Below are 24,340 nucleotides of genomic sequence, written 5' to 3'. Positions count from 1 at the left end.
GGCAATAGTTTGACCCGATCGGGTCGCGCTATGCGCTCGGATGCTCTCAGATCAACGAAAGTTGGGTCGGTTCGGACAGGTCGGGCTGTTCCGGCTCGGGCTGCCGGATCCGGCGCGGCATCCCCGCGCGCGTCGGACCGATGCCGTACTCCTCGGCCAGCTCGTGGACCTGACGGGTGATCCGGCGCTGGTACCACTTCGGTGCGTAGGAGCCGTCCGCGTACAGCCGCTCGTAGCGCCGCACCAGATACGGGTGCTCCCGGGCCAGCCAGGCCATGAACCACTCGCGGGCACCGGGACGCAGATGCAGCATCAGGGGGGTGACCGAGGTCGCCCCGGCCGCCGCGATCGCGCGCACCGTCTCCCGCAGTCGGGCCGCTTGGTCGCTCAGGAACGGGATCACCGGCGCCATCAGGACCCCGCACGGGATGCCGTGTTCGCCCAGCGTCCGTACGACCTCCAGGCGCCGCTCCGGCGCCGGAGTACCCGGCTCGACGGTGCGCCAGAGCGCGGGGTCGGTGAAGCCGACCGAGACCGAGATGCCGACGTCGGTCACCTCGGACGCCCGAATCAGCAGGTCCAGGTCGCGCAGGATCAGCGTGCCCTTCGTCAGGATGGAGAAGGGGTTGGCGTGGTCGCTCAGGGCGCCGATGATGCCCGGCATCAGGCGGTAGCGGCCCTCGGCGCGCTGCGACGGCAACCAGCCCCTCGCCTACATGGGACTGCACGGCCTCAGGGACAACGTGCTGCCCATCCAGTCGGGACGCGACCTGCGCGACACCTTCGTCCGGACGAACGGCTGCACCCCGCGGAACCCGCCCGAGCCGGCCCACGGAAGCCTGACGCACATCATCACCACCTACTCCGGATGCAGGTCCGGATACCCCGTCGTCTGGGCCGCGTTCGACGGAGCGGGCCACGATCCCGGTCCCATCGACGGCACCACCGGCGACGGCTGGCGCACCTGGACCTCGGCGGCGGTGTGGCAGTTCTTCACCCAGTTCGGCTCGAACCAGCCGCCGCCCCCGCAGTCCGGCAACCAGGAGATCGTCGGCCAGCAGTCGGGGCGCTGCCTCGACATCAACAACTCCACCACGGCGAACGGCACGCAGGCACAGCTGTGGGACTGCAACGGCGCCTCGAACCAGCGGTGGACCTACTCCGCCGGAAAGCAGCTGGTTGTCTACGGAAACAAGTGCCTGGGCGTCGGCCAGGGCGCGGCCAACGGCACCCCGGCGGCGATCTGGGACTGCAGCGGACAGCCAGACCAGCAATGGAACGTCAACCCCGACGGCACGATCACAGCAGCCCAGTCGGGGCTCTGCCTGGACGCCGTAGGCCAGGGGACCGGCAACGGGACGAAAGTCCAGCTGTGGAGCTGCTCGGGCGGCGCCAACCAGCACTGGCGCCTGCAGAACTGACAGGTAACGCCCATCAGGCAGTTCATGACGACGGTCCGTCAGGCCGCCCATGGGCAGCCGGCCGTAGCTGGACCACACGCGCCGACGGGTCTGGGTGAACTCACCCTTGCCGTTGTCGAAGACGACACGATCGGTGCGGTCTTGCTCATGACCCCGGGGTTCCCCGTGCAAGGGGCGTCAGCAGGGACTGTGGCACTGTCTTGACCGGGCCGGGGGAGTGCGCCACGCAGCGGATGTACACAGGCGCCCTACGTGCGTGCAGGGCCGGTGGCGTCGAGGACGGCGTCGCCGGCGCCCGAACTGATCGACCCCTCGATTCCCGGCTCGGCGACGAGATCGACGCGGGGTGACTGGTGCTCGTTCGACGGCCGAAAACCGGCGCCCCATGTGCCGATTTGCCAGGTGGGCATGGTCAATTCAAGCCGTTGTCTTGATGCTTCCATGACAACGTTGGGCACGCAGTGCCACTCTTCTCCGAGAAATTACAGTTCCCTCACAGGTTCCACGCGTGAGACCAGTCGCGCTTCCGTCACCCCCCACCTCCTTCCACCCGCATGCCGTGCAGCGCTCCGGACCGGCGTACCCCGCCGATCCGCCTCGTCCACGGCCCCCACCACGGGCCGGCTTTCGTACCGAAGGAGAACCCGTTGTCCCTGACCCACCGCGCGCTCGTGCGACGCAGACGCGCAAGTGCCCTTGCCCTCACCGCCGTTGGCTCCCTGCTCGTGGTGGCCGCCCCCGGCCTGGCCGGTGCGGCCCCGGCGGACCTGGGGCGTGCGAAGATCGCTGCCACCCCCCGGGCCGGCGCGGCCCAGACCTCCCTGACCCCCGCCCGCCGCACTGCCCTGGTCAAGCGTGCCCAGTCCGCGGCGGCCGACACGGCGCGGCGCATCGGTCTCGGCGCCAAGGAGAAGCTCGTCGTCAAGGACGTCGTCGCCGATGCCGACGGCACCACGCACACCCGCTACGAGCGCACCTTCGCCGGTCTGCCCGTCCTGGGCGGCGACCTCGTCGTCCACGACAGCAGCGGCCGTACGACCGTCACCAAGGCGAACGCGGCACGCCTCTCGGTGTCCGCTCTGAGCCCGAAGGTCACGGCTGCCGGGGCCACCGACAAGGCTCTTGCGGCCTCGAAGAAGGATCACGTCAAGCGCGCTGAGGTGGAGAACTCCTCCCGGCGGGTGATCTGGGCCGGCTCCGGCAAGCCCGTCCTGGCATGGGAGACCCTGGTGAAGGGTGTCCAGAGGGATGGCACGCCCAGTGAGCTCCAGGTCGTCACCGATGCCACCACCGGCAAGGAACTCCTGGCCGCCGAGAAGGTGCACACCGGCGAGGGCACCGGCCAGTACGTCGGCACGGTCCCGCTCGGCACCACCCCCTCCGGATCGGCGTACCAGCTCGTCGACCCCGACCGCGCCGGACACAAGACGTACGACCTGAACCAGGGCACCTCGGGCACCGGCACCCTGTTCACGGACGACAACGATGTCTGGGGCACCGGCCTGCCCTCCAACCGCCAGACCGCGGGCGTCGACGTGGCCTTCGGAGCAGCGGCCACCTGGGACTTCTACAAGGAGGCATACGGCCGCAACGGCATCCGCAACGACGGTGTCGCCGCCTACAGCCGCGCCCACTACGGCAACAACTACGTCAACGCCTTCTGGCAGGACTCCTGCTTCTGCATGACCTACGGCGACGGCTCGGGCAACACCCACCCGCTCACCGCGCTCGACGTGGCCGCCCACGAGATGAGCCACGGCGTCACCGCCGCCACCGCGGGCCTGGTCTACTCGGGCGAGTCCGGCGGTCTGAACGAGGCAACCTCCGACATCTTCGCCGCCGCCGTCGAGTTCCACGAGGACCTCGCGGCCGATCCCGGCGACTATCTCGTCGGCGAGAAGATCGACATCAACGGCGACGGCACGCCCCTGCGTTACATGGACAAGCCCTCCAAGGACGGCTCCTCGTACGACAGTTGGAGCTCCACGCTGGGCGGAGTCGACGTCCACTACTCCTCCGGTCCCGCGAACCACTTCTTCTACCTGCTCTCCGAGGGCAGCGGCGCCAAGACGGTCAACGGCGTTTCCTACGACAGCCCGACCTACGACGGCCGTCCCGTCACCGGCGTGGGCATCGAGAACGCCGCCGCGATCTGGTACCGCGCGCTGACCACGTACATGACTTCGACGACCAACTACGCCGGCGCCCGCACCGCCACCCTGTCCGCCGCCGCCGACCTGTTCGGCGCCTACAGCCCGACCTACCTCGCCGTGGCCGACGCCTGGGCGGCGATCAACGTCGGCAACCGCATCGCCCTCGGCGTCAACCTCGCCCCGGTCGCCGACCAGACCAGCGGCCTGAACCAGGCGGTCAGCCTCCAACTGGACGCGTACACCACCAACACCGACGCCACACTGACCTACGAGGCCACCGGCCTGCCCGACGGACTGACCATCAGCCCGACCGGTCTGATCAGCGGCACCCCGACCACCCTCGGCACCGGCGACGTCACCGTCAAGGTGACCGACAGCACCGGGGCCAGCGCCTCGGACACCTTCAGCTGGCACATCGCCTACGTCTACGCCAACGCCACCCGGGTGGACATCCCCGACAACGGGGCAGCCGTGGAGTCCCCGGTGACCATCACCGGCCGCGACGGCAACGCCTCCGCGACGACCACGGTCTACGTCAACATCGTCCACACCTACCGCGGTGACCTGACCGTCGACCTCGTCGGCCCCAACGGCACCGTCTACTCCCTGCTCAACCGCAGCGGCGGCTCCGCCGACGACGTCGACCAGACCTTCACGGTCGACGCCTCCGCACAACCGCTCAACGGCACCTGGAAGCTGCGCGTGCAGGACCGGGCGTCCGTCGACGTCGGGTACATCGCGCGCTGGCAGCTGGCCCCCTGACCTGACAGCACCGCCCGCCGCCCGGATCCCTCAGGGATCCGGGCGGTTCTGTTTCGAGGCCCGTGGAAGACCGTTGACCGAGAGGGCGGCTGAAAGTCGGCGACGTCGGCGGCCAGTTTCGGCCACCGGGCGAACTCGTCTCGTCCGTCGGCAAGTTCTGGTGGCTCCTCGTCGCGTCGAATGTTTCGGGATTCATGGCGAATCATGCGAGAAGTATTGACGCCGTTCTGCGGTTCCCTATCATCCAGATTGCTCGACAGTTCGACTGTTGTTCGGCATTGCGAACAAGAGGGCCGCTCCACTCGCACCGCCGGACGTCACCGCACTCGTCTGCCGCAACGCCTGAGCCGCAAAGGGTATGCCGCGCGATACATATGTCATGGTCCTGCCAAGCCCGCTTTCACTGTCGTGCGTCGACGGCAGCCACCGGCCCTGCGCCGCCGCGGACATCTACGCACCGCACCACCTCGACAGTCCGGCCGGCCTTCAGATGGGGCAGCCGGAGCCGCTCACTCAAGGACAACGAGGTCCCCATGCGCAGACGTAGTTTCGACCGCGGACGTGTGTCCGTGGTGCTCGCCGCCGCGATCGCGGCCCTGGTCGCGTTGGCGGCGATGCTCGTCGCCAACCCGGCTCAGGCGGCCAGCAGCGGCGCCTTGCGCGGTGTCGCCGCCGGCCGATGTCTCGATGTGCCGAACTCCAGCCAGACCGACGGTACGTTGCTGCAGATCTGGGACTGCTCGGGCGGGACCAACCAGCAGTGGACGGCGACGGACAGCAATCAGTTGACCGTGTTCGGCAACAAATGCCTCGATGTTCCGGGCCACGCCACCACGGCCGGTACGCGCGTGCAGATCTGGACCTGCAGCGGGGGTGCGAACCAGCAGTGGCGAGTGAACTCCGACGGCACGATCGTCGGCGTGGAGTCCGGACTGTGCCTGGACGTCACGGGCTCCGGTACGGCCAACGGCACGGCGGTGGAGATCTGGACGTGCAACGGCGGCAGCAACCAGAAGTGGACGGGCCTGTCCGGGACGACCCCGCCGGGCGGTGGCAACTGCACTCTGCCGTCGTCGTACCGGTGGACGTCGACGGGAGCGTTGGCGCAGCCGGCGAACGGGTGGGTCTCGCTGAAGGACTTCACCAACGTGGTCTACAACGGCAAGCACCTGGTCTACGCGTCAAACGTGTCGGGATCGTCGTACGGCTCGATGCGGTTCGCGCCCTTCACGAACTGGTCCGACATGGCGTCGGCCGGCCAGACCGGCATGAGCCAGGCCGCGGTGGCGCCCACGCTGTTCTACTTCGCGCCCAAGAACATCTGGGTGCTGGCGTACCAGTGGGGTCAGTGGCCCTTCATCTACCGCACGTCGAGCGACCCCACCAACCCCAACGGCTGGTCCGCACCCCAGCCGCTGTTCACCGGCAGCATCTCCGGGGCCGCCCCGATCGACCAGACCCTGATCGCCGACGACCAGAACATGTACCTGTTCTTCGCCGGTGACAACGGCAAGATCTACCGGGCGAGCATGCCGATCGGGAACTTCCCGGGCACCTTCGGTTCGTCGTACACGACGGTCATGAGCGACACGGTGAAGAACCTGTTCGAAGCACCGGAGGTCTACAAGGTCCAGGGCCAGAACCAGTACCTGATGATCGTCGAGGCTCGGGGTGCGAACGAGCAGCGCTTCTTCCGCTCGTTCACGGCCTCCAGCCTGAACGGTTCGTGGACGCCGCAGGCCGCCACCGAATCCAACCCCTTCGCGGGCAAGGCCAACAGCGGTGCCACCTGGACCAACGACATCAGCCACGGTGACCTGGTCCGCAACAACCCCGACCAGACCAAGACCATCGACCCCTGCAACCTGCAGTTCCTCTACCAGGGCAAGTCCCCCAGCGCGAGCGGCCCCTACGACCAACTGCCGTGGCGGCCGGGCGTCCTCACCCTGCAACGCTGACCGTTGACGGATGCTCATCGCGTCGAGGAACCCCAGCCGCGCGTCGGCTGGGGTCTCCCGTCACCTCGGGGGCGTTACCGACCCTCTCCCCATGCAGCGGTGAGTTCGGACCGCGAGCTCGCCGGGCTGGGTCAGGTCGACCAGATGACTCCGCCGTTGTGGAGGATGACCACCTTGGCGTCGGCTCGGAGGACCAGTTGGGCGTTCGCGTGGTCGTGGCTCTGGGAGGCCCAGATCGGGCGGTCGTCGCCGTTGTGGATGACGAGGTTGCCGTCCTCCTGGAAGATCGCCCGGTGGTTGGCGCCGAAGGTCATGGACGCCCAGATGGGCTTGTTCTTCTCGTTGTATACGACGAGGTTGCCGTCGGACTGCATGACCATGCGGATGCGGTTGGTGCTCCAGGACTGGTTGACCTGGAGGACGCTGGTCGCGTAGACGGTCTTGGTGCCCCAGTTCGGCTTCGGGTCCGCCTTGGGCTTCGGGTCCGCCTTGGGCTTGGGTGTGGACTTCGCCTTCTTCGTGGGCGGGCTGCTCGTCTTGGTCTCCGGTACGGGCGCGACGGCCTCGGGGACGACCTTCGCGGCCTCGCTCTTTTTCGGCTTCTCCTTGCGCGGGGACGAACTCGGCTTCTCGGTCACGTAGTCGTCGAGGACGGCAGGGGCGGAGCTCGCGTTCAGGACGGTGTCGGACCCCTCTGCGGCCAGTCCCTTCTTGTCGGGGCGCCCGTCGTCCTGAGCGCTGCCGGCCAGCATCAGCGGTATGGCGATCAGGACGGCGCCGGCGATCGCGGCCCCCGCCAGTACCGGCTTGCGGGGGCGTGTGCTGTGGACGACGGTGTCGGTTTTGGTGCCCGGCGGCGTCGTCCCGATGGCCGCCGCCACGGCGACGCCCTCCTCGGGCGTCTCAAGCGCTTCGGCGGCCGGGGTTGCCGCCGAAGCGGTGGTCTCTCCGGCCGGTGCGGTGCCCTTCTTCTCAGCCGGGGTGGTTCCTGTTTCCCCGGCCGGTGCGGTGCTCGACTCCGCCTCGGGGCTCGCGGCAGGGGCCGTCGCCTGCTTGTCCGGTGCCGAGGTCGCGGGTGGGGACTCGGCCTCTTCCGGGCGGGTGGCGGCCGCCTCCGCATTCGCGCCGGGGGTCTGTTGCTGGGGGGACATGTGCGGTACTCCTCCTCGGTGGCGGAGCTGTCGGTGGTGGGCACGGGAACAGCGGCCGGGTCGGAACAACGCCAGCCGGCTCGGCGGGCTTGGGCAGGTGCCGCGCCGAGGTGAGCCCGTCCGGCTCGATCCTGGTCGTCGAGATCCGTGTGACCCGCCGCAGTGGCGGCATCAGACCGATTCGGTACCTTCCCGAGCTGCCAAGTCCTCCCGTACGGCCCTGGCTTGGACGTCCCGGCAGAAGGCCCTTGTGCATGGACGGGTCCGATGGCGCACCCAACTTAGCCCGTCGCGGGGGTGACAGCAGCACCCTCGGCCCCAAGCGCCCATCGCTTTGTCCACCCACGCCTCACTGCTCCCGGAAAGTTCTCCACCCGGGCAGCAAACGGGCACGCGGGCGGAGGAAACGGATCTGCCCGGAGGCGCCTCGCGCGGGGCTCGTGTGGCATTCTGTTGCCTTCCCGATCTGATCAATTTCGGCGTGCGCACATGCTGTGCCGCACCCAAGAATTCGTACGAACCGAAGAGTTCAGGTGAAGATGCGGCCCGGAGAACGGCAAGAGGGCAGGCTTGACGCCCTGCCCGTGGTGCCCGGTGGCTCCGGCCCGACCGCCACCCCCGAGTCACCTGCTGCCGACACCGCGGGAACCACTGAGAGCGTCGACACCCCCGAGATACCCCAAGCCGTACGGGAGGCTGCCCGCCGGGCCCCAGAGCACTGGATCGGGGTGGTCGACCCGGCGTGGACCGATGAGCGGACCCCGCCGGAGTGGGCGGTCCTGGGAGAGTGGCAGTCGGACGAGAGCGGGGGCGTGGGGGACTACCGCGCCAACCCGGAGTACCGGCCCTCGGCCCGGGTGCTCGGCTGGCCAGAGCCCACCGACCCGGTGGACGCGGCGGCGCAGCGGGCCGCCACCGGCTATGGCTCGGTGGACGACGCGCTCGCTGCGCTCGCCGAGGCGGAGGTCACCGTGGTGCGCGCGCCGGACGGTGGGCCGCTCACGGCCACCGAACAGGACGGGGCACCCGTGGTGCTGTTGTTCACCTCACAGGCACACGAGTTCATGTCCCCGGTACTTCGCCATGGCACGCTTCCGGCGCGGGAGTTGGCCCGTTCGTTGAGCGGCTCGGGCACCCTGCTGATGGTCAACGCCGGGGCCGTGGCCCCTTTGCTCGTCCCGGCGGACAGTCTTCTCGGTCCCGTACGTGGACGGGGTGTCGAGGGGGTACCTGCGGCGGAGGACCTCGGTGCTTCCTCCGGCGCGGCGGACCCTACCGGCTCTGAGGCCGTGCCCCGGACGGACAACTCTCCCGAACCCGCCCCCACATCGCAGGGATGACCCCGTGACACGTTCGACCCAGCAGAACCCCGCCTCCCCGAGTACCGAGCCCGGTCCTGGTTCCGGTTCCGGCGGCGAGGAGACGGCGGAGAGCGCCGCCGCCGTCGCGGAACCCAAGCCCGAGTCCGCGCCCACGTCCGAGCCCGCAGCGGCGAAGACTGGGGCCGAGGCCAACGCGGAGCCCGCCCGGGCCGAGGCCGAGGCGGCGGCCACAGCCGCGGCTGCGCGAGCGGGCGGCGCCACCGAGCCCCAAGCCGGGACCACGTCCGAGAGCGGGGAAGCTTCCGGCAGTCGGTCCGAGGCCGAGGCCGACCCCGGTGCCGCCGCGGAGGCCAAGAGCCGGCTGCCCGCGCTCGTGCGGACGATGACGGCGACCGCGATCGACCGGCCGCAGCAGCAGACCGGGCCGGTGGGCCGGCCGGGCAAGGCCGTGCTGGCCGGGGCCGCCGTCGCGGGGGCGCTGCTCGTCTGCGTGCCGTTGCTGATGCTCGGAGGGAACGACGACGAGGACCGTAAGGGACCAGCGTCGGCGGGAACGGTGCTCGGCGGGAACGCGCAGGACGTACCGGGCGAGTTCGCGGAGGCCTCGCCCGACGCCGGTTCCTCGGGCGACGGCGAGAAGGACCCCTTCAGGCAGGGCAGGTCGGCGCAGAACGCCTCCACGTCCGCGCCGACGACGAGCGAGGGCAAGGACAAGAGCGAGGGCAAGGACAAGAGCGGGGGCGAGGACAAGAGCGGGGGCGAGGACGAGCCGAAGAAGGGCGCTGCTCCGAAGGACGAGCCGAAGGAGGAGAGCGGCGGGAACAAGTCCGATGGCGACAAGAGCAATCCCGGGACGGCCGGTTCGGGGGTGACTCTCGGTGCGCCCGTCTCTCTGCGCAGTCACCTCTCGGGCCGGTGTATCGACGTACCGGGCAGTGATTTCGGCGACGGCAAGAAGCTGTTCGTGTGGGACTGCAACAACGGCGCCGCGCAGAAGTGGCAGTTCGCCTCCGACGGCACCGTCCGTATCAAGGGCTTCTGTCTGGATGTGGCCAACGCGAACTACAACGACGGCACCCCCATTCAGATCGCCTGGTGCAGCGGCAACGACGCCCAGAAGTTCGTACTGAACGCCAGCCACGACCTGGTGAACACCGTCGTCGGCAAGTGCGTCGACATCAAGGACAACAACCGGGACAGTGGTGCCTGGCTGCAGCTGTGGAGTTGCGCGGGGACCGACAACCAGAAGTGGAGCGTCTGAACAGGACGCCGACAGCCCGTAAGCAGGCTCTCGGCACCCGCCCGCCCCTCAGGGCGAGGCATGATGGCACCGTCGGTTTCACCGACACGCGCCCCCGGTGAGGGGGCGCCCGCTGATGAAGCCCCCGTGGCAAGGAGGTTGGTGCGTGTCGCGCCAGGTACTGACGGTCGGTCCGGGGGATCGGGATCGCTACCGGACGATCGGTGAGGCGCTCTCGGCTGCCCGTACCGGCGCGCTCATCAGCGTCCGTCCCGGGACGTACGCGGAGAATCTGGTGATCAACACCAGGGTCACCCTCGCCGCCGCCGAAGGGCGGGGCACGGTCGAGATCAGGCCGCGCACGGGCAGCGTGCTCGCGCTGCGCGCCGACGCCGTGATGATCTCCGAACTGACCCTGCGCGGCGGCGACGCCGAGCAGCCGGCCGTGGACGTACGGCGCGGCCAGGCCGCGCTCGACGGCTGCGAGATCGTCGGCTCCGCCTGGACCGCGCTGCTGGCCGGCGGCACCGGCTCACTCGCGCTGCGCGACTGCCGGGTGAGCAACTCGCAGGGCGCCGGCATCGTGGTCACCTCGACCACGCCCACCACCGTGGAGACCTGCACCTTCGAGCACCTGGGCACCAGCGGCCTGGTCCTCGCAGAACAGGGCGAGGCACGGGTGCGCGGCTGCACGGTGCGCGACGCTCGAGGCAACGGCCTGCTCGCCAACGGCGAGTCCCGCGGCACCGTCGAGGACTGCGACATCTCCTCCACCGACAAGCCCTCCATCGCCCTGGAGGAGAACAGCAGCCTCTCGGTGATCCGCACCGTCGTGCACGACACCAGCACCGGTGTGCACCTGAGCAGCGGGGGCCGTACGACGCTGGAGGACGTCCGCGTCACCGGCTCGTCGGGCAACGGGATCGTCCTGGCCAAGGGCACCGACCCGGTACTGCGCCGTTGCCGCGTCTCGCGGACCCGCGGGCACGGCGTGCTGGTCACCGACCGGGCGCGCGGCACCTTCGAGGACTGCTGGATCGACGGCGCGCAGGGCGCCGCGCTGCGCGTCGCCGGGGCGGCCTCCCCGGCCCTGACCGGTCTGACCGTGCGCGACTGCGACCAGACCGGGCTGCTCCTCGAGGAGGACTCGGCGCCGGAGCTCGACCGCCTCGAGGTGATCGGCGGCTCGCCCGCGATCGCGGTGCGCGGCGGCGCCAACCCGCTGCTGCGCCGGGCCCGGCTGGTGGAGCCCGCCGGCGACGGCATCGTGGCGAGCAAGGACGCCCGTGGCCGCGCCGAGGACTGCGAGATCGTCCGGCCCAAGGGCTCGGGCGTGCGGGTGTCCTCCGGCAGCACCCTCTACCTGGCCGGCGGCGGGGTCTCCGACACGGCCACCCACGGCCTGGTCGTGGAGGACGGCGGCAACGTCACCGTCCGCGACTTCCGCGTCGAGATATCCGGCGAGGAGGGCGTGGTCGTCGCCGCGGGCGGCGAACTGACCGCCAACCGCACCTCGGTGCACGCCCCCAAGGGCCACGGTTTCCTGCTCCGCGAGGGCGCGATCGCCTCCCTCAGCGGCTGCGAGGTCTCCGGCGGTGCCCAGGACGGCTTCCGGGTGGAATCCACCGCGCCGGTCTCCCTGGTGAACTGCCTCGCCCGGGAGAACGAGGGCGGCGGCCTGGTGCAGACCGCGCCCGGCGAGCGGCTGGCCGTGGAAGGCCTCAACAGCACCGGCAACGGCAAGCGGGACGCCTGGGGCTCCGGCAGCGCCGAGAACACCGACCCGGCCGGCTCAGGCGCCGCGGACGCGCCCCCGGCGGACCGTCCGGAGGGCCCGCTCGGCGCCCTGAACGCGCTGATCGGTCTGGAGAACGTCAAGCAGCAGGTGCGTACGCTGGTCAACCTGACCCAGCTCGCCCAGCGCCGCGAACAACTCGGCATGTCGGCCCCGCCGATGAGCCGGCACCTGATCTTCGCCGGCCCGCCCGGCACCGGTAAGACCACCGTCGCCCGTCTGTACGGGTCGATCCTGGCCGAGCTGGGTTCGCTGCGCAGCGGACACCTGGTGGAGGTCTCCCGTGCGGACCTGGTCGCCCAGGTCGTCGGCGGCACCGCCATCAAGACCACCGAGACCTTCCAACGGGCGCTCGGCGGCGTGCTGTTCATCGACGAGGCGTACACCCTCACCTCGGACAGCAACAACGGCGGCGCGGACTTCGGCCGCGAGGCGGTGGACACCCTGCTGAAGCTGATGGAGGACCACCGCGACGACGTGGTGGTGGTCGCGGCCGGCTACTCCCGCGAGATGGACTCCTTCCTCAGCTCCAACCCGGGCCTGGCCTCCCGCTTCTCGCGGACCGTCGAGTTCGAGAACTACTCGGTGCCCGAACTGGTCGCGATCATGGAGAACATGTGCGCTCAGCACCAGTACGAGCTGGGTGAGGGCACCGAGGCGGCGCTGGCCGCGCACTTCGAGGCGATGCCGCGGGACGCCGGATTCGGCAACGGCCGTGCCGCGCGCGGGGTGTTCGAGGAGATGGTGGACAGACAGGCGGTCCGGCTCGCCTCCCAGCAGCAGGTCAGCGAGCACGACCTGCGGTTGCTGCTGCCGGAGGACGTCTCCGCCACGGCCGCCGCGAAGGCCGGCGACACCACCGCACCGGCCGACGACCCGCTGACCCGCCTCGGCGACATGATCGGCCTGGCCGAGGTGAAGCGCCAGGTCGCCGACATGGTCAACCTCATCACCACGGCCCGCCACCGGGCCGCCGCCGGACTGCCGGTGCCCTCACTCAGCAACCACCTGGTCTTCACCGGCCCACCCGGTACCGGCAAGACCACCGTCGCGCGCCTGTACGGGGAGATCCTGACGCAGCTCGGAGTCCTCGGCCGGGGGCAGCTCATCGAGGCCGCCCGTGCCGACCTGGTGGGCCGCTACATCGGCCACACCGCCCAGCTGACCCGCGAGGTCTTCGAGAAGGCCCGCGGCGGTGTGCTGTTCATCGACGAGGCCTACACCCTCACCCCGAAGGGCGGCGGCGCCGACTTCGGCCAGGAGGCCGTGGACACCCTGCTGAAGCTGATGGAGGACCACCGCGACGAGGTCGTCGTCATCGTCGCCGGCTACACCGACGAGATGGAGCGCTTCCTCGCCTCCAACCCCGGTCTGTCCTCGCGCTTCCCGCGCCGGATCGGCTTCGCCGACTACTCCTCCGAGGAACTGGTCACCATCGTGCGCGCACAGGCCGCGAACATGGGGTACGAATGCGGCCCCGGCACCGGCCCGCTGCTCAAGGAGTACTTCGACTCGCTGCCCAGGGACCGCTCGTTCGGCAACGCCCGCCTGGCCCGCCAGGTCGTCGAGTCGATGGTCACCCGCCAGGCGGGACGGCTCAGTTCGCTGGTCGCGCCCACCCTGGACGACCTGCGCATCCTCCTCCCCGCGGACGTGGCCGCGGCGACGCCGAAGGCGGCTCCCCGATGAAGGCGTCAGCCCGCGGGACCGCCCGCCTGCTGTCCGGCGTCGGCTGCGTCGCCGCCCTGCTGCTGCCCGCCGCCGTTCCGGCCCAGGCCGTACCGCTGTCGCAGGTGCCGACGGCCGACGGCAAGAAGGGCCAGAAACTGCCCGGCATGCCCTCCGCGCTCGACGCGGACGCCGCCTGCACCCCGGCCTCCCGTGAGAAGGCCAAGAAGCAGGACTGGTCGCGCCAGCGCCTCGACCTGGACCGGCTGCACGGGTACAGCGTCGGCGCGGGAGTGACCGTCGCCCTGATCGACACCGGTGTGGAGACCGGCGCCGCAGGACTCGACGGCCGGGTCACCGCCCAGGGCGCGGCCGGTGACGACTGCGTCGGGCACGGCACTTTCCTCGCCGGACTCATCGCCGGGACCGGCGGAAACGGCGCACGCCTGACCGGCGCCGCCCCCGGTGCGAAGATCCTGGCCCTACGCGGCACCGACCAGCGCGGACAGGCGAACGCCGACCTGGTCGTCGCGGCACTGCGCGATGCGACCGAGGCCGGGGCCGAAGTGATCGCGGTCGCGGTCGCCCTGCCGCGCCGCGACGCGGAGCTGACCCGTGCGGTCGCCGAAGCCCGCCGGAAGGGGGCCGTGGTGGTCGCCGCGGCCACCCCTGACCCGCCCCGGACCGGCACCGACGAGATTCCGGCGCAGCTCTACTGGCCGGCCGGTGAACCCGGCGTGCTGTCGGTCGCCGACATGCTTCCCGGCGGGGTCCGCCCGGACGACGCGCTGCGGACCGCCGGCGTCGACCTGGTGGCACCCGGCGCCGGGGTGGTCTCCGGCGGGCCGCGCGGCGACGGCCACTACCTCGGGGCCGGTGCCTCGGTGGCCACCGCCTATGTCGCTGGGGCGGCCGCCGCGGTGCGTGCCGCCCGGCCCGACGACTCGGGCGACGAGATCGCCCGCCGGCTGACCGCCACGGCCTATCCCGCCGACATTCCTCAGCTCGATCCCTATGCCGCCGTCACCACGGTTCTCGGTGGCTCGGGGGGATCGGCGGGCGCCGAGCGTGCGGCCGATCCCGTGGCCGTCCGGGACACGTCCGCGGCGGATCGGGCAACCGATCGGGCCACCCTGTTCGTGCTTCTCGGCACGGGGGGTGTGCTTGCCGTGCTGTGGGGGGCCTTCGCACTTCCGAAGGCGCGGGCGCGGGGGTGGAAGCCGGCGGGGGCGGGTGCCCCAGCCACGGCTGTGGCTGAAGAGGACTGAACTGAGCGGGGCCGCCTGAACAGGCGGCCCCGCTTCACGTGTGTGGCGTTCGGTCTCAGTCCGGCTGGGGCGGGAGTTCGTCCACCAGCGCCGTCTGCATCAGCCTCTCGCGGCGGCGGGCGATGTGCAGGGCCCGGCCGGGCGGCAGGTTGCGCGGCTTCGCGTTGCCGAAGAGGCGGCCCTCCGTGGGCGGGCAGGACAGCAGGACGGCCGGGTTGTTGGCCTCGTCGAGACGCCGGATGAGGGCGTCGCTGAGACCGCGGCCGGCGCCCATCGCGCTGCGGGCGACGACCAGGTGCAGGCCCATCTCGAAGCCGAGAGTCAGGTACTCGAAGAGCGGCTCCATCGGGCTCTGGAAGGAGTTGCCGGAGACCATGTCGTAGTCGTCGATCAGGATGAACAGACGCGGGCCGGTCCACCAGTCGCACTTGCGCATCCGGCCGGGGGCGATGTCGGCGCCCGGGACCCGGGTCTTCATCGCCCGGGCCGCGCCCTCGATGGTCTCCTTGAGGTTGTCCAGCGAGATCACATGCCCGATGCGGTACTCCTCCGGGATGGTGTCCACCAGGGTGCGCCGGTAGTCGACGACGATGATCTTCGCCTCGGTGGGGGAGTACCGGGTGGTGATGCCCTCCGTGATGCGGCGCAGCAGGTTGGTCTTGCCGCTCTCGGTGTCGCCGACCACGACCAGGTGCGGGGTGCGGCTGAAGTCGTGCCAGACCGGCTCCAGAGCGTCCTGGTCGATACCGAGCGGCAGGCGCATACCGTCGCCCTCGGTGGACTCGGGCGCGGGGAGTTCGGACAACGGGAGCCGGTGCGGCAGCATCCGGACCTGCGGGGCGGGCGCGCCGGGCCAGTGCCGGGCGACCTCCGTGACCAGGTGGCCGACGCCGTCGCCGAGGTCTTCCAGGGAGCCGCTGCCGTCGAGGCGGGGCAGACCGGCGAGGAAGTGCATCTTGCTGTCGGAGGTGATGCCCCGGCCACCGCTGCGCGGCACCGAGCGGGCCTTGCGGGTGTCGATCTCGGAGTCCATCGGGTCACCCATGCGCAGTTCGAGGCGGGTGGCCGCCTGGTCGCGGACCTGCGCGGACAACTCCACCCAGCGGGTGGTGGTGATGAGCAGGTGGATGCCGTAGTTGAGGCCCCGGGCGGCCAGTTCGTTGAACTTCGCGATCAGGTCGTCGTAGTCCTGGCGGACCGTCGACCAGCCGTCGACCACCATGAACACGTCGCCGAACGGCTCGTCGGGGAACTCCCCGGCGGCCCGGCGGCGGCGGTAGGACTGCATCGAGTCGATGGTGTGGTCCACGAAGAACTGCTCGCGCCGGGCGAGCAGCGTCATCACCTCGGCGACGGCCCGGTGCACCCGTTCCGGGTTCAACCGCGCCGCGACACCGCCCACATGCGGCAGGCCGGCGAGCTGCGAGAGACCACCGCCACCGAAGTCGAGGCAGTAGAACTGGATCTCGGCGGGCGTGTGGGTGAGGGCGAGGGCACCGATCAGGGTGCGCATCAGGGTGGACTTGCCGCTCTGTGAACCACCCGCGATGGCGACATGGCCGCCGGCGCCGGAGAGGTCCACGATCAGCGGGTCGCGCCGCTGCTCGAAGGGCTTGTCGACCAGGCCGACCGGCACCCGGAGCTTGCCGGTGCCCAGCCAGCCCTTGGCGGTGAGTCCGCGCTCGAGGTCGGGCGCGATACCGGGCAGCAGGGCGTCCAGCGGGGAGGGCTCGTCCAGCGGCGGCAGCCACACCTGGTGGGCGGCGGGGCCCGAGTCGCGCAGCCGGTCGAGGGCCACGGCGAGCAGGGTCTCCTCGTCCTCTTCGCTCTCCTCCTTCTCCGGTTCCGGTTCGGGCGCGGCCTCCAGGGTGCGGGGCACCACCCAGCCGCTGGTCCACGGCACCACCTGGCTGGCCACCCGGGCCTGGACCACCGCGCCGGTACGACGCCGGTAGGTGCCGGACGAGTAGGCGGCACGGAACCGGGTCAGGGCCTCCACACCGGACTTCAGGTAGCCGTTGCCGGGTTGGGCCGGAAGCTGGTAGGCGTCCGGCACACCGAGCACACCGCGGCTCTCCATGGCGGAGAAGGTGCGCAGACCGATGCGGTACGAGAGATGGCTCTCCAGCTGGTGCATACGGCCCTCGTCCAACCGCTGCGAGGCGAGCAGCAGATGAACTCCGAGGGAACGTCCGAGGCGGCCGATCATTACGAACAGGTCCATGAACTCCCGGTGCGTGGACAGTAGTTCACTGAACTCGTCGACCACCACGAACAGGCTGGGCAGCGGCGCGAGGTTCGTCCCGGCGGCGCGGGCCCGCTCGTACTCCAGGGCGGAGGTGTAGTTGCCCGCGGAGCGCAACAGCTCCTGGCGGCGCATGAGTTCGCCGTGCAGGGCGTCCTGCATGCGCTCCACCAGGGCGACCTCGTCGGCGAGGTTGGTGATGACCGCGGAGGTGTGCGGGAGTTCCTCAAGACCGAGGAAGGTGGCGCCGCCCTTGAAGTCGACGAGGACGAAGTTCAGGGTCTCGGAGGAGTTGGTCAGGGCGAGGCCGAGGACCAGGGTGCGCAGCAGTTCGCTCTTGCCGGAGCCGGTGGCGCCGATGAGCATGCCGTGCGGGCCCATGCCGCCTTGCGCGGACTCCTTGATGTCGAGCTCCACCGGGCGCCCGTCCACGCCGACCGCGACCGGCACCCGCAGGCGGGCGGCGCCCATGTGCTTGTCGAACAGGGTCTGCGGGTCGTGCCGGTGCAGGTCGGGGATACCGAGCAGCGTGGTCAGCTCGACGTCGGTCTCCAGCGGCTGCGAGACGTCGGTGCCGAGGCTGATCCGGCGGGCGGTCAGCAGTCGGGCCAGCGACTCCGCTCCGAGCGGGCCCAGTCTGTCCGGGCGGCCGAGCGCGACGGAGCGCTCCTTGCGGCTGCGGTCGGTACGCACCAGGCTCACCCGGTCGGGGCCGACGGTCAGCCGCAGGGTGTTGCGGCCGGGCCGCCAACGCAGCGCCCCGGAGACGTCGAGGACCACGGCGTTGCGGTAGCCGTGTCCCTCCCAGCGGTGCCCCTCGGGGACGTTGACGCCGTCCAGTACGACGACTGTGTACGGCTCGTCACGGCCGGGACGGGCGTCGGGGTCGAAGCCGGGCCGCTCGGCGAACTCGGCGCCGAGCAGGTCGTCCAGCTCGGTGAGTTCCGCGGTGATCCGGCGGACCTGGCCGGCGCCGTCCTCCTCGTGCGGGTGCAGGGCGTGCGGCAGCCACTTGACCCACTCCCAGTCGGGTCGCCGGTCGTCGCTGACACACACCGCGAGCCACAGCTCTTCGGGCGCGTGGAACACCGCGAGCTGGGCGAGCGCGGCACGCACGAGGGCGCGTACGGCTTCGGGACCGGGGCCCTCGGCCGCGACGCGGCCCTCGCCCGGCTCGCCGTTCGGCGGGACGCCCGGCTCGGCGGACGCCTGGCCGGCGCTCTCCTCCGGGCGCAGCAGCACCCGGGCCGACGAGCGCAGGTAGAGGCCGAGCGGCTGCTCCGGAATGGTGGAGTAGGCGCGGATGAAGCGGCGCAGGGCGTGCGCGCAGAGGGGTTCGAGGTCCTCCACCGGCCGGGTGGAGACCGGTTCCAGGGTGAGCGCGAGCTGCTGTTCACCGACCGCGAGCCGGACCTCGCCGAAGTCCTCGTCGGTCGGGCGCCGTTCCCACAGCCGCGAGGTTCGGGCCAGCGAGCGCAGGGCGGCGGGATCGGGGTGACGCCAGGCGAGCGCCCGCTGCTGCTCCGTGATGGTGGACCGGACCCGCTTGCGGATCTGGGCCAGGTAGCGGAGGTAGTCGCGGCGTTCGCCCTTCAGGCGCTGCTTGCGCTCGCTGGAGCGGCGCATCAGCTGGCCCAGCAGCATGGCGCCGGCGGAGAGCGCCATGACGCCCATCGCCAGGTACATGAAGACGCCGTTCCCGCCGCCGGGGCGCAGGAACATCAGCATCATCGACACCGACATCAGGGCCATCGGCAAATAAGTCCATATCGCCGACGTGTCGGGCACGGTCTCGGCGAGGACCGGTGGCTCCTGAAGGGTCAATTGGCCTTCGGGCATCTCCGGTCCGCGTCTGCGGGCCGGCCGGCGAAACAGCACCACACTCAAGGAACAGAACCTCCGGTTTTACTGGCTTTCCGGCCCGCGCCGAATACGGGCGCACCCGGCAGCGGGGAAAGACCGCACCGAGCCGATTCTCCGGGCCCGCACGAGGCGGCGAACGCCGGGTGAATGTTTCGAGCGGATATCGGGTGACGGTCAACTCCCGTGATGGACAACTCCATTCCGGACAATGAGTCCGGTCCGCAGCACGATCCGGCGGGCGTAGGCAGTAGTCTGCATTCACGGAACGCGACCTGTCCACGCGGGAGAGGCGGTCGCCGGTCGCGCGGACACAATTCCCCGGTCGGGCAACCCCGGTTCCCGACCGCGCGCGAGCCGTCCGTACTCTTCGCACATCCCCGCTCCCGGGGAAGAAGTGCTCCTGTCAAAGCCCCCACGGAAGACGAGAGTTCAGCTGATGACCGACAGCGCGGTGGCCCAACTGTGCCGCCTGACCGTACGTGCGCCAAGCGTCTCCGTCGATCTGGCCGTGCCGGCCGATGTGCCGGTCGCCGATCTCCTGCCCACGCTGCTGCGTTATGTCGGCGAGGAGGCCGAGGAGGCCGGGCTCGACCACGCGGGCTGGGTGCTCCAGCTGCTGGGCGACGCGCCCCTCGACGAGGAGACCACCCTCGCCCGCGCCGGGCTCGTCGACGGCGCCGTGCTCCACCTGCGCCCGCACACCGAGGCACTGCCCGAGGCCCGGCTCGACGACCTGGTGGACGGCATAGCCGACACCGCGGGCCGGCGGCTGAAGACCTGGCGCCCGGAGGCGGCCCGCGGACTCCTGGTGGGCACCGCGGTGGTGACCGTGATGGCCGCCCTCGCCCTGGTGCTCTGGCCCGGGGCCGACGGCACCGGCTTCTCCCCGGTCGTCTTCGCGGCCGTGACCGGGCTGCTGCTGCTCGCGGGCGCGGGCTCGGCCAGCCGCGCGGTCGGCGACCGCGTCTCCGCGACAGCGCTCGGCCTGCTGGTCGCACCCTGCCTGGCCCTGGCCGGCTGGCTGCTGCCCGGCGGTGACCTGACCGGCCCGGACGCGGCCCAGGTCGTGGGCGCGCGGCTGCTCGCAGGGGGCGCGGCAGGCGCGGGCGGCGCGGTCCTCGCGCTCGCCGCCACCGCGGTCGGCGCCCCGGCCCTGTTCGCCACCGCGCTGGTCTCGGTGGCGACCGCGGTGGCCGGAGGCCTCATGGGGTACTCCGGCCTGTCCGTGCCCGCCTCCGTGGCGCTGGTGGCGACCGTGGTCGCGCTCGCCGCCGGAGCGGTTGCGCCGTTCGCCTTCAAACTGGCCGGAATGCGGCTGCCCTCGCTGCCGTCCTCCGCAGCCCAGCTGCAGGAGGGCATCGAGCCCTACGCGGGCGACGAGGTCGCCGAGCGCACCCTGCTGGCCGGACGCTGGGTCACCGCGCTCTTCGCCGCCACCGGCATCATCGCCACGGCAGCCCTGGTCGTCCTCACCGAGGGCCCCAACCTGCCCGAGGTGCTGACCTCCGTCGCCCTGACCCTGCTGCTGCTCCTGCACTGCCGGGGGCTGGTGCACATCTCGCAGCGGCTGACCCTGGCCGTGCCCGGCGTCCTGGGACTGCTCCTGCTGGCCCGCGCCTGGGCGGTGGCTGACGACAGCGAGGCGCGCGTCATCGTCTTCGCGGTGCTGCTGGCCGCCGCGGCCGCACTCGTGATCGCCGCCTGGACGGTCCCCGGCCGCCGGGTGCTGCCGTACTGGGGCCGCGCGGCGGAACTGGCACACACCGGCTTCGCGGTGGCACTGCTGCCGTTCGCCCTCTGGGCGGCGGGGCTCTTCGGCTGGCTGCGTGGCCTGTTCGGCTGAGCACACCCCGTACGCCCAGGCATGGAGAAGGAGTTGAGGAGAGGCCGTGCAGTCCAAACGAGACCAGGTACACGCCCACAGTTTCATGATGGGCAGACTCAGTTCGGGCCTGCTGACGGCCGACCCGGACGCCCCGGAGAGCCCGCTCGGGCGCACCACCCGCGGTGTGGTCTTCGGCGTCCTGGTGACCGTCCTGATCGGCGCGGGCGCCACCGTGTACGGTCTGCTGCGTCCTGGCGGGAACGACGGCTGGCGCGACGGTGAGCACCTGGTGGTCAACCGGGACACCGGCGCCCGCTATCTGTGGACCGGCACCGACGGCGTACTGCACCCGGTGCTCAACTACGCCTCGGCGCGGCTGATCGGCGGCTCCGACCTGGCGACCGCGGACGTCCGAACCCCCTCTCTGCAGGGCGTCCCGGTGGGCGCCGCGGTAGGCATACCCGGGGCCCCGGACGTCGTACCGGCGTCCGACCGGCTCGACGACGGCGCCTGGCACATGTGCGTCACCGGACCGGACGGTGCACTGGCCAACACCTCCGGTGTCGTGGCCACCACCGGGGTCGACAAGCCCGGCGCCACCACCGTCGTGGCCGGGATGCCCGTGGACTCCCGAGGCATCGGCCGCGACCGGGGCGTGCTGGTACGGGGCCCGGACCGCACCGAGTACCTGGTGTGGCGGGGCAGCAGGCTGCCACTGGACCGCGAGTCCGACGCCCGCAACGCCCTCGGCTACGGCTCCCAGACGGCCATGCCGGTCTCGGCGGCCTTCCTCGATGCGCTGGCTCCCGGCCTCACCCTCAAGCCGCCCGCGGTGCCGGGGCGGGGCGAGGAGGGCCCTGTACTCGGCGGTGAGGCGAGTCGTGTCGGCCAACTGTTCAAGGTCAGCGTCCCCGGCGGCGGCAGCACCTACCACCTGCTTCGCAAGGACGGCCTGGTGCCGCTGACCCGGCTCGGCGCCGCCCTGGTGCTGGGCGACCCGGCCACCCAGAAGGACGCCTACAAGGGGCAGTCGCCCGAGGTGCGCACGGTCGGCGCGGACGCGCTGCGCGAGCACCGGGCGAAGGACTCGGGCGCCGCGGAATCCGCGGAACTGCCCGACGCCCCGCCGCTCCCGCAGTCCGTGTCGCGCGGCACCGCGCTCTGCGCGCAGGTGGACGGCGACGACGGCGGCGTACGGATCAGGTCCGTGCTGGTCCCGCTGACCCAGCTCGCCCCGGTCGCGGTGTCCGCGGGCACCGCCGAGCCGCTGGAGCCGGCCTGCGTCCCGACCGAGGCCGCGGTGGTACGGCCGGGGCACGGCGCCCTGGTCCGGGCCCTGCACGCCAGCGGCGCCGCGCACGCCGGAACCACCTATCTGGTGGCGGAGAACGGCGTGAAGTACCGCGTCTCCGCCAAGGACTCGCTGTCGGCGCTCGGTTACCAGGCCTCGGACATCGGCTCGGTCCCGGCACCGATGCTCGCTGCCTTCCCGACCGGCGTCGACCTCGACCCGGCCGCCGCAGCGGGCGTCACGGACCCCAAGGCCACCGCTCCCGAGTGCGGCGACGCCGGCCGGACGGAGAAGCCCGGGAGGAGCGAAGAGGGGGACAGGACGGACCAGGCCGACGCGGCGGACAAGGCGGGCAAGCCGGTCTCGGCGGGCACCGTCTCGCAGAGCTGACACCACCTGCCGATCCCGGCAAGCGGCCCATACCACGGCGGGGGCAATGGAAAGGGAAAGGAGCAGCCGCGGGAATGCGCTGAGCCGAACTCGGCGCCTGTGACGTCAAGTCGACAATTCGAAGTCGACCGATGGCCTGGCATCTGATATGCGGATCGGATTCGAAGACCTGATACGAAGGCTTCTCGCGAGGTCGACAAGAAGGCGAAACCTCAGAAGAAGCTCAAATATCGCGGCCGCTCGCACCGATGCAATCCCGTGGGCGTACGTGCATTGGCGGGACGGGTCTTCCGGTGACCGTTCGGTCTCTGTGCGCGCCCGCTTTCCGCCCGCTTCGCGTGTGAGGCGGGCGGTTCCCGTCCTGCTTCCCCGGCGCCGGGGTGCGAGCGTTCATGCAGCTGCAACGTTCGCACAACTCCGGTGCCATACAGGCGAATTCTGCCGAACTGACTGTTGCTCACCTGTTGCCTACACGCATTGCGCGGAACCCTATTTTCTCTTTAGCCTCAGCGGGCAACGGTGCGTGAGACGCGCCTGAACGAAGGGAGCGTGACATGGCGGACAGTGCCGCAAGGAAAGCGGACTATGCCAAGGGCTTGGGGGGCGTCTCCTCTCTGGAGTCGGCCCGGGACCAGGTCGAGAAGACCCAGAACAACGTCGCCGAGATCGCAGCGCGTTCGGGTGTCGGCGGTGACGAGGGCGAGGCCCTCCTGAAGCTCTTCCGCAGCTGGAACACCGAGGCCCAGAAGGTCGTCGTCCAGATCAGCACGATGATCGACGCGCTCCAGGAGAACGTGACCTCCGCCAACCGCCTGGCGAAGGAGAACCAGGACCTGACCGAGGTTCTCAACAGCAAGACCAGCCAGGGCGTCTTCGAAGCACTGAGCTGAACCACCCGCGGTACCGGCCCCCTGCGGTGGAGCCGGACTTCGTGAGCTTCCCGGGCCCGGCGCCCGGCCTTCGAGAGGAGACGTCATGGCCGACGGCATCATTGACGTGCAATACCCCAAGGTCCAGCAGGCCATCGAGGAATTGATGGAGCAGACCCAGGTGATCATCACGACCCTCAACAACCTGGAGGACGAGCTCAAGCCGCTCGTCAGTACCTGGGAAGGTGCGGACCAGGAGCAGTACCGGGTGGTCCAGGCTGAGTGGGACAACGCCACCAAGAACATGGCCAAGCTCCTCGGTGACAACGGTGAGCTGATCCGCACCATCCACGACAACCACTCCCGTGACGAGCGCAGGAGCGCCGACAACTGGGGCAACGTGCGGGCCCGTTAGGGTCTGGCCGGGGTTCTCCGTCCGTCCCCAGGACGGGGGCCCGGCGTCGTGCACGTGCGATCGAAGTCGCCCGGCCGCCCGCATGGCGGTGTCATGCGGGCGGCCGGGCGACGGGGCCGGGCCTCCGTCGCCCGCAGGCGGAACCCCCCACCGGGTCACCCCGCATCCCCGTCCGGCACCAAGCAGCAGGAGAACGTCTCATGGCCGGTGAGAAGGCAGACGTCAAGCATTTCGACCTCAAGCAGATGGAGAACTTCCGGGACAACGAGGTACAGCCGGTCTACACCGCTGCGAAGAAGCACCGTGAAGAGGGCGACGGAAGCACGATCCGCCCGCTGGGCCAGCTCGTCGACGGACACACCACCCCGGACAACCTCGACCAGGACAAGCAGCTTCTGCGCATCGGCAAGATGGTCACCGAACCCCTGGTCTCGGGACCGAAGCTGATCGAGGGCGTCCGCACCGCGGCCGAGGCCATCGACAAGCTGCTGGGCGACCAGATGGACCTCTTCAAGGAACTCAAGGAGGCTCTCTCGGACACCATCGAGGAGGCCAACAAGACCAAGAACAAGAACATCGACGCGATCGACGCGCAGACCCTGCTGCAGACCTTCGAAGAGGTCGACACGCTCACCGCCGGCAGTACGGAAGAAGAGGACTGACCATCCTCGCGCCGGCGGTGGCCACGGCCGACCGGCGCGCCC

Annotated in this window: 15 protein-coding genes and 1 pseudogene; 12 read left to right on the top strand and 4 right to left on the bottom strand. The window is 70.8% G+C overall.

Annotation, left to right across the window (positions count from 1 at the left end):
- Window positions 1-46: 46 nt before the first annotated feature.
- Window positions 47-691 (bottom strand): annotated as a pseudogene (locus tag ACFYRY_RS32135) (radical SAM protein); the annotation flags it as partial.
- A gap of 25 nt (window positions 692-716) precedes the next feature.
- Here ACFYRY_RS32135 and ACFYRY_RS32130 point away from each other — a divergent pair.
- Entirely contained in the window at window positions 717-1,421 is a 705-nt protein-coding gene (locus ACFYRY_RS32130) for a ricin-type beta-trefoil lectin domain protein (protein ID WP_389153485.1), read from the top strand.
- A gap of 248 nt (window positions 1,422-1,669) precedes the next feature.
- Here ACFYRY_RS32130 and ACFYRY_RS32125 read toward each other — a convergent pair whose 3' ends face one another.
- Window positions 1,670-1,831 (bottom strand): hypothetical protein, encoded by a 162-nt coding sequence (locus tag ACFYRY_RS32125; RefSeq protein WP_389153483.1) that lies wholly within the window; start codon window positions 1,829-1,831, stop codon window positions 1,670-1,672.
- A 237-nt stretch (window positions 1,832-2,068) separates the two neighbouring features.
- Between ACFYRY_RS32125 and ACFYRY_RS32120 the strand changes: the two genes are divergently transcribed.
- Both ACFYRY_RS32120 and ACFYRY_RS32115 read left to right on the top strand, forming a co-directional pair.
- The gene (locus tag ACFYRY_RS32120) at window positions 2,069-4,336 is read left to right on the top strand and encodes a M4 family metallopeptidase (RefSeq protein WP_389153480.1); all 2,268 of its coding nucleotides are present in this window, start codon (window positions 2,069-2,071) and stop codon (window positions 4,334-4,336) included.
- A 533-nt stretch (window positions 4,337-4,869) separates the two neighbouring features.
- Complete coding sequence (locus tag ACFYRY_RS32115; protein WP_389153477.1) at window positions 4,870-6,294, top strand: non-reducing end alpha-L-arabinofuranosidase family hydrolase; 1,425 nt, start codon at window positions 4,870-4,872, stop codon at window positions 6,292-6,294.
- A gap of 131 nt (window positions 6,295-6,425) precedes the next feature.
- Here the strand turns inward: ACFYRY_RS32115 and ACFYRY_RS32110 are convergent, their stop codons facing one another.
- Window positions 6,426-7,445 (bottom strand): mannose-binding protein, encoded by a 1,020-nt coding sequence (locus tag ACFYRY_RS32110; RefSeq protein WP_389153474.1) that lies wholly within the window; start codon window positions 7,443-7,445, stop codon window positions 6,426-6,428.
- A gap of 539 nt (window positions 7,446-7,984) precedes the next feature.
- On the opposite strand from ACFYRY_RS32110, the gene ACFYRY_RS32105 reads away from it, so the two are divergent.
- From ACFYRY_RS32105 to ACFYRY_RS32090, 4 genes are all read left to right on the top strand, one after another.
- Window positions 7,985-8,785 (top strand): type VII secretion system-associated protein, encoded by an 801-nt coding sequence (locus ACFYRY_RS32105; protein WP_389153909.1) that lies wholly within the window; start codon window positions 7,985-7,987, stop codon window positions 8,783-8,785.
- Between the two features lie 4 nt (window positions 8,786-8,789).
- Window positions 8,790-10,028, top strand: coding sequence for a ricin-type beta-trefoil lectin domain protein (locus ACFYRY_RS32100; RefSeq protein WP_389153471.1), 1,239 nt, complete (start codon window positions 8,790-8,792; stop codon window positions 10,026-10,028).
- Between the two features lie 145 nt (window positions 10,029-10,173).
- A complete protein-coding gene (locus tag ACFYRY_RS32095) occupies window positions 10,174-13,491 on the top strand; it encodes a right-handed parallel beta-helix repeat-containing protein (protein ID WP_389153468.1) in 3,318 nt (1,105 codons plus the stop codon).
- Complete coding sequence (locus ACFYRY_RS32090) at window positions 13,488-14,738, top strand: S8 family serine peptidase (protein ID WP_389153465.1); 1,251 nt, start codon at window positions 13,488-13,490, stop codon at window positions 14,736-14,738. Before ACFYRY_RS32095 ends, ACFYRY_RS32090 begins: the two co-directional genes overlap by 4 nt.
- A 55-nt stretch (window positions 14,739-14,793) precedes the next feature.
- Here ACFYRY_RS32090 and eccCa read toward each other — a convergent pair whose 3' ends face one another.
- Window positions 14,794-18,822, bottom strand: a complete 4,029-nt coding sequence (eccCa, locus tag ACFYRY_RS32085) for a type VII secretion protein EccCa (RefSeq protein ID WP_389153462.1) — start codon at window positions 18,820-18,822, stop codon at window positions 14,794-14,796.
- Between the two features lie 460 nt (window positions 18,823-19,282).
- Between eccCa and eccD the strand changes: the two genes are divergently transcribed.
- The 5 genes from eccD to ACFYRY_RS32060 all read left to right on the top strand — a co-directional run bounded on the left by eccD (window position 19,283) and on the right by ACFYRY_RS32060 (window position 24,298).
- Complete coding sequence (gene eccD / locus ACFYRY_RS32080; RefSeq protein ID WP_389153460.1) at window positions 19,283-20,689, top strand: type VII secretion integral membrane protein EccD; 1,407 nt, start codon at window positions 19,283-19,285, stop codon at window positions 20,687-20,689.
- Window positions 20,690-20,735: 46 nt separating this feature from the next.
- Window positions 20,736-22,352: a type VII secretion protein EccB gene (gene eccB, locus ACFYRY_RS32075; protein ID WP_389153457.1), complete on the top strand. Its 1,617-nt coding sequence runs from the start codon at window positions 20,736-20,738 to the stop codon at window positions 22,350-22,352.
- Between the two features lie 554 nt (window positions 22,353-22,906).
- Window positions 22,907-23,242: a hypothetical protein gene (locus tag ACFYRY_RS32070; protein ID WP_389153454.1), complete on the top strand. Its 336-nt coding sequence runs from the start codon at window positions 22,907-22,909 to the stop codon at window positions 23,240-23,242.
- An 85-nt stretch (window positions 23,243-23,327) separates the two neighbouring features.
- On the top strand, window positions 23,328-23,636 hold the full coding sequence (locus ACFYRY_RS32065; protein WP_389153452.1) for a WXG100 family type VII secretion target: 309 nt from the start codon (window positions 23,328-23,330) through the stop codon (window positions 23,634-23,636).
- A gap of 200 nt (window positions 23,637-23,836) precedes the next feature.
- Window positions 23,837-24,298 carry a type VII secretion system-associated protein gene (locus ACFYRY_RS32060; protein ID WP_389153449.1) on the top strand — a complete coding sequence of 154 codons (462 nt, stop codon included), beginning with the start codon at window positions 23,837-23,839 and terminating at the stop codon, window positions 24,296-24,298.
- Window positions 24,299-24,340 lie beyond the last annotated feature (42 nt).

Origin of the sequence: Streptomyces sp. NPDC005263 (genome assembly GCF_042872365.1) — a bacterium.
Classification (GTDB): Bacteria; Actinomycetota; Actinomycetes; order Streptomycetales; family Streptomycetaceae; genus Streptomyces.
This window is presented reverse-complemented; position numbering and strand designations above follow the sequence as displayed.